The sequence below is a fragment of the Pseudomonas putida genome (genome assembly GCF_009883635.2).
Classification (GTDB): Bacteria; Pseudomonadota; Gammaproteobacteria; order Pseudomonadales; family Pseudomonadaceae; genus Aquipseudomonas; species Aquipseudomonas putida_W.
The window spans coordinates 2,437,072-2,443,429 of record NZ_CP026115.2 but is presented as its reverse complement, the minus strand read 5'-3'; the positions used below and the strand labels follow the sequence as shown (position 1 = coordinate 2,443,429).

4 protein-coding genes are annotated in these 6,358 nt (G+C 62.8%); all 4 read left to right on the top strand.

The genetic code is table 11. The annotated features are described in order from the left end of the window. Nucleotides 1-247 precede the first annotated feature (247 nt). The 4 genes from C2H86_RS11155 to C2H86_RS11140 all read left to right on the top strand — a co-directional run bounded on the left by C2H86_RS11155 (nt 248) and on the right by C2H86_RS11140 (nt 6,346). Nucleotides 248-1,585 carry a TolC family outer membrane protein gene (locus tag C2H86_RS11155; RefSeq protein WP_159412597.1) on the top strand — a complete coding sequence of 446 codons (1,338 nt, stop codon included), beginning with the start codon at nt 248-250 and terminating at the stop codon, nt 1,583-1,585. 42 nt (nt 1,586-1,627) lie between these two features. Then, nucleotides 1,628-3,784, top strand: a complete 2,157-nt coding sequence (locus C2H86_RS11150) for a type I secretion system permease/ATPase (protein WP_159412596.1) — start codon at nt 1,628-1,630, stop codon at nt 3,782-3,784. Then, the gene (locus C2H86_RS11145; protein WP_159412595.1) at nt 3,774-5,150 is read left to right on the top strand and encodes an HlyD family type I secretion periplasmic adaptor subunit; all 1,377 of its coding nucleotides are present in this window, start codon (nt 3,774-3,776) and stop codon (nt 5,148-5,150) included. The genes C2H86_RS11150 and C2H86_RS11145 overlap by 11 nt, the downstream gene beginning before the upstream one ends. A gap of 296 nt (nt 5,151-5,446) precedes the next feature. Beyond that, nucleotides 5,447-6,346, top strand: coding sequence for a TauD/TfdA dioxygenase family protein (locus C2H86_RS11140; RefSeq protein ID WP_159412594.1), 900 nt, complete (start codon nt 5,447-5,449; stop codon nt 6,344-6,346). Nucleotides 6,347-6,358: the final 12 nt, after the last annotated feature.

Sequence of the window (6,358 nt, the reverse complement as noted above, 5' to 3'; positions counted from 1 at the left end):
CAATAAATTGGCTATAACTCATTGGAATTAACTTTATGCCAAACTATTGACCTTATGTTCGTCATCCTAAACAATCGACGAAGTAATGTCACATTGATATTTGAACGTTTGCATTCCCTTCCCGAAGTGCCTCTCCAAGTGCCCTGTTGGAAGCTCGCTCATCGCTCAGATCAGGTTGTCATTTTCCAAACCTGCACAGCTTCTGCCGTGATTCAGAACAACAGCGCCTTCGGGGATCCGTAAAAACATGCGTGCGCCACTGTTTACCGCTCTGCCACTCGCTTTTGTCGCCACTTTTGCCCACTCCCAGACGCTGCCAGAAGCCATGCAGCAGGCCCTTGAAGTGCACCCCGAGATCCAGGCCGGGGTGAACGCGCGCGTGGCCGCGGACTACCAATTGCGCGCCGCCAAGGGCGGCTATTTGCCGCAGGTTAACGTCACCGCCGGCTACGGCCGTGAAGGCAGCGACAGCCCGAGTACCGGCAACCGCTGGGAAACCCTGAACCGTGGCGAGTCGGCCATCCGCCTGCGACAGATGGTGTTCGATGGCTTCGCCACCTCCAGCGAAGTTGGCCGCCAGCAGGCCACCGCCAACTCCCGCGCCTATGCGCTGATGGACACCTCCGAGCGCACTGGCCTGGACGTGGCGAAGGTCTATCTGGATGTGCTGTCGCGCCGCGAGATGGTGCGCCTGGCCCAGGAGAACCTGCAGAACCACGAACGCATCCTCGACCAGATCAAGCTGCGCACCAGCCGTGGCGTCGGCCGTCTGGCCGACCTCGACCAGGCTGAAGCGCGCTTGGCCCAGGCCCAGAACAACCTGATCACCGAGCAGACCAACCTGGCCGACGCCAACACCAACTTCCTGAGCGTGGTGGGGCAGATGCCGGATGAGCTGAGCGCCCCGGCGCCGTTCATCGACCTGCTGCCCGCCAGCCTGGAAGAAGCCCGCGCGCAGATGGTAGAAAGCAGCCCGGTGCTGCGCTCGGCCGAAGCGGACATCGCCGCAGCGGAAAAACAGTACGATGCCGCCAAATCCAGCTTCTACCCGCGCTTCGATGCCGAACTCGGCCGCACCGCCGACAACAACATCGACGGTGTCGTTGGTCACAACAACGATTGGGAAGCCATGGTGCGGATGAACTTCAACCTGTACGCCGGCGGCAGCAACAAGGCCGACCTGGAAGCCAAGTCACACCTGGCCGGCCAGGCCCTGGACATCCGCAACAACGCCCTGCGCCAGCTCAACGAAGAACTGGGGCTGGCCTGGAACGCCCAGGAAAACGCCAACGCCCAGGTACCGATCGCCCAGCAGTACGTCGACCACAGCAACCGTGTGCGCAGCGCCTACCAGCAGCAGTTCAGCCTCGGCGAGCGGACCTTGCTCGACCTGCTCGACAGCGAGAACGAAACCTTCACCGCCCAGCGCCGTTTGGTGGAGGTGAAGAATATTCAGTTGTTTACTCAATATCGAATCAAGGCGACCATTGGCCAGCTGCTCAAGAGCCAGGGCGTTGTCGCGCCGATGGCCACTGTTGTGCAGAACGATTTGAAACCCCGGGTGAACCTGCCAGGCCTGAACTGAGGGACACCCATCCACTACCCGCCAGGTTGAAGAGAGCACCGCGTGGAATCCGAAGTCAGTCGAGTCCAACTCAACCACGATCCACGCAGTCAGCATGACGATCCATTACTGGATAGCCTGCTGACGCTGTGCGTCCTGCATCAGAAGCCTGCCAGCCGGGCGATGCTCACCACCGGTTTGCCGCTGCCGTCCCAGCGCTTGAACGCCGAGCTGCTGCCCCGCGCCGCCGCTCGCGCCGGCCTGCAGGGGCGCCTGCTGCAACGCAAGCTGGAGCAGATCCCGAGCATCGCCATGCCGGCCATGCTGCTGCTCAAGGAAGGCCGCGCTGCGGTGCTGCTGGGTTGGGAGAGCGACGGCAGCGCACGCCTGCTGCTCAGTGAGAGCGACGGTGGTGAGGTGCTGGTCAGTCGCGAGGCGCTGGTCGAGGACTACAGCGGCAAGGTGTTTTTCGCCCAGCCGCAGCACAAGTACGACGTCAACCATGGCAACCTGATTCCGCGGGCTAAGTCCTGGTTCCGCGACACCCTGCTGCGCAGCAAGTGGCTGTACATCGACGCCATCGCCGCCAGCCTGGTGATCAACCTGATCGCCCTGGCCGCGCCGCTGTTCGTGATGAACGTCTATGACCGCGTGGTGCCCAACCAGGCCACCTCGACCTTGTGGGTACTCGCCATCGGCATCACCGGCGCCTACCTGTTCGACTTGATCCTCAAAGGCCTGCGCGGCCTGTGCCTGGACCTGGCTGGCAAGAAGACCGACCTGATCATCTCGGCCACGCTGTTCGAGCGCATCGTCGGCATGTCGATGAAGTACCGCCCGGCGCGGGTCGGCAGCTTTGCCCAGAACATCCACGAGTTCCAGGGCCTGCGCGACTTCCTTGCCTCGCTGACCCTGACCAGCCTGATCGACCTGCCGTTCACGTTCATCATCCTCCTGGTCATCGCCATCATCGGCGGGCACCTGGTGTGGATCCCGATCCTCGCCTTCCCGCTGGCCCTGGGCATCGGCTACGCCCTGCAGCGGCCGCTGATGGCGACCATGGAACGGACCATGGCGCTGGCCTCCGAGCGCCAGTCGAGCCTGATCGAAACCCTGGCCGGGCTGGACGCGGTGAAGGTCAACAACGCCGAAAGCGAACGCCAGTACATGTGGGAACAGACCCTTGGCACCCTCAGCCGCCTCGAGCTGCGGGTGAAGGTGCTGTCGAGCCTGGCGATGAACATCACCTTGATGATCCAGCAGCTGGCTGGCGTGGCGATGATCTGCGTCGGCGTGTACCTGATCATCGACGGTAACCTGAGCATGGGCGGCCTGGTGGCCTGCTACATGCTCAGCGGCCGCGCCCTGGGCCCGTTGAGTTCGCTCAACGGCCTGCTGGCCCGCTACCAGCAGGCCAAGGTGACCATGGTTTCGACCAACCAGATGATGGAGCTGCCGCAGGAGCGCAACTTCGAGGAGCGCCCGCTGAGCCGTAAGGTGCTGCAGGGCGGCATCGAGTTCCGCGGCGTCGACTTCACTTACCCGAACCAGCAGAACCAGGCACTCAAGGGCATCAACCTGAACATCCGCCCGGGCGAGAAGGTCGGCATCATCGGCCGCAGTGGTTCGGGCAAAAGCTCGCTGGCCAAGTTGATCGTGGGCCTGTACGAAACCGACAACGGCTCGCTGCTGGTGGACGGCGTGGACATCCGCCAGATCGACGTCAGCGAACTGCGCCACAACGTCGGCTACGTCCCGCAGGACATCCAGCTGCTGGCCGGTACCCTGCGTGACAACCTGGTCAGCGGTGCCCGCTACATCGAGGACGAGCTTATCCTGCAAGCCGCCGAGCTGGCTGGCGTGCACGAGTTCGCCCGCCTGCACCCGGACGGCTACGAGCTGCAGGTGGGTGAGCGTGGCCAGAACCTCTCCGGCGGCCAGCGGCAGAACGTCGCCCTGGGCCGTGCGCTGCTGCTCAACCCGCAGATCCTGCTGCTCGATGAGCCGACCAGCGCCATGGACAACACCGGCGAAGAGCGCCTCAAGCAACGCCTGCAGGCCGTGGTGGAAAACAAGACCGTGCTGCTGGTCACCCACCGGGCCTCGTTGCTGTCACTGGTCGACCGGTTGATCGTCATCGACCGAGGACAGATTGTTGCCGATGGCCCGAAAGCCACCGTCATGGATGCGTTGAAGAAGGGGCAGATCAGTGTTGCATAAGCTCGATTTCGGCGTGTTCAAGGACGGCCTGCGCCGCTATTTCAAAGGCTCCGACTCGCTCAGCGGGCAGCCGCTGCCCGAGGTCAACAAAGCGCTCATCGAAGACGCCCCGCGCGTCGTGCGCCTGACCATCTGGGGCGTGATCGCGTTCTTCCTGTTCCTCATCGTCTGGGCCAGCTTCGCACCCATTGACGAGGTGACCCGCGGAGAAGGCAAGGCCATTCCCTCGTCCAAGGTGCAGAAGATCCAGAACCTCGAGGGCGGCATCGTCGCCGAGATCTTCGCCAAGGAAGGGCAGGTGGTCGAGGTCGGCCAGCCGCTGCTGCGCCTGGACGAAACCCGTTTTGCCTCCAATGTCGGTGAAACCGAGGCCGACCGCCTGGCCATGGCCCTGCGCGTCGAGCGCCTGAGCGCCGAGGTCGAGGACCGCCCGCTGAAGATCGACGAAGAACTGCGCAAGGCAGCGCCAAGCCAGGCAGCGGACGAGCAGTCGCTGTACCAGAGCCGCCGCCAGCAGTTGCAGGACGAGCTCGGTGGCCTGCAGCAGCAGCTGGTGCAGAAGCAGCAGGAGCTGCGCGAATTCACTTCCAAGCGTGCCCAGTACGCCAACAGTTTGCAGTTGCTGCGCCAAGAGATCGGCATGTCCGAGCCGCTGGTGGCCCAGGGCGCGATCTCCCAGGTAGAAGTGCTGCGCCTGCGCCGCTCCGAGGTGGAAACCCGTGGTCAGATGGACTCCACGGCGCTGGCCATCCCGCGTGCCGAAGCGGCCATCAAGGAAGTCGAGAGCAAGATCGAAGAGACCCGTGGCAAGTTCCGCAGCGAGGCGCTGACCAAGCTCAACGAGGCCCGTACCGAGCTGAACAAGGCTACCGCCACCAGCAAGGCACTGGATGACCGCGTCAGCCGTACCCTGGTCACCTCGCCGGTGCGCGGCATCGTCAAGCAGCTGCTGGTCAACACCATCGGCGGGGTGATCCAGCCAGGCAGCGACATCATCGAGATCGTGCCGCTGGACGACACCTTGGTGGTCGAGGCGAAGATCCTGCCCAAGGACATCGCCTTCCTGCACCCAGGGCAGGAAGCGACCATCAAGTTCAGCGCCTATGACTACACCATCTACGGTGGGCTAAAGGCCAAGCTGGAGCAGATCGGCGCCGACACCATCACCGACGAAGACAAGAAGACCACCTACTACCTGATCAGGCTGCGCACCGAGAAGAGCCACCTGGGCACCGACCAGAAGCCGCTGCTGATCATCCCCGGCATGGTCGCCACGGTAGACATCATGACCGGCAAGAAGACCATCATGAGCTACCTGCTCAAGCCGATCATGAAGGCACGCGACGAGGCCTTGCGCGAGCGGTAAGCCTGCTCTGGCCCTTTCGCGGGGCAAGCCCGCTCCTACAACGATCGCGCAGGCGTCATGGCACTTGCAGGAGCGGGCTTGCCCCGCGAAGAGGCCGGCACAGGTGGCCACGGAATCCCTTCATATCTTTATTCTTTAAAGATATTTAAATTATTTTTCTTATGCATTTATAGTCACTTCCACTGCGTACCCGTCGACCAATCGATGCGCCGCACGACTCGAACCCACACGGGTAATCCCCGTGCGTTTCTGATCGTTGCGCGCCATTGACGTCGCGCACTGCGTGGGAGTGAAACATGCCAGCCGCCTCGAACGCCTTGTCGTCCATCGACAGCGCCCAGCCGCAAACCTTCGAAATCCGCCCATTCTCCGGTGCCGTCGGCGCCGAGATCATTGGCCTGGACCTGGCCAAGCCGGTCACCACCGAGGATTTCACCCGAATTCATCGCGCCCACCTTGACCACCATGTACTGGTGTTCCGCGACCAGCGCATCAGCCCGGAACAACAGATCGCCTTCAGCCGCCGCTTCGGCGAGCTGCAGATCCATGTGCTCAAGCAGTTCTTGCTCGCAGGCCACCCGGAAATTCTGATCGTCTCCAACATCGTCGAGCACGGCCAGAACATCGGCCTGGGCGATGCTGGCAAGTTCTGGCACTCGGACCTGTCGTACAAAGAACTGCCAAGCCTCGGCTCCATGCTGCACGCCCAGGAGCTGCCAAGTGAAGGTGGCGACACCCTGTTCGCCGACATGCATAAAGCCTGGGATGCCGTGCCCGAGGCCCTGCGCAAGGTGGTCGAGGGCCGCAGTGCTGCGCACTCTTACACTGCCCGTTACGCTGAAACCAAATTCGAAGGCAACTGGCGCCCGACCCTGACCGCCGAGCAGCTCGCGCAAGTGAAGGAGGTCATCCACCCGGTGGTACGTACCCACCCGGAAAACGGCCGCAAGGCGCTGTTCGTCAGTGAAGGCTTCACCACCCGCATCGTCGGCCTGCCTGACGATGAAAGCCGCGATGTGCTGCAGCAGCTGTACGCGCTGAGCGTGCTTGAGCAGAACATCTACCGCCATCAGTGGCAGCCCCACGACCTGGTGTTCTGGGACAACCGTTCGCTGATCCACCTGGCTACCGGTTGCCCGGCGCATCTGCGCCGCAAACTGTTCCGCACCACCATCCAGGGCGATGCCCCGTTCTGACGACTGAGGAAT

Coding starts and splice junctions, on each gene's coding strand:
- C2H86_RS11155 (WP_159412597.1), top strand. CDS start 248: ATGCGTGCGCCACTGTTTACCGCTCTGCCACTCGCTTTTGTCGCCACT.
- C2H86_RS11140 (WP_159412594.1), top strand. CDS start 5,447: ATGCCAGCCGCCTCGAACGCCTTGTCGTCCATCGACAGCGCCCAGCCG.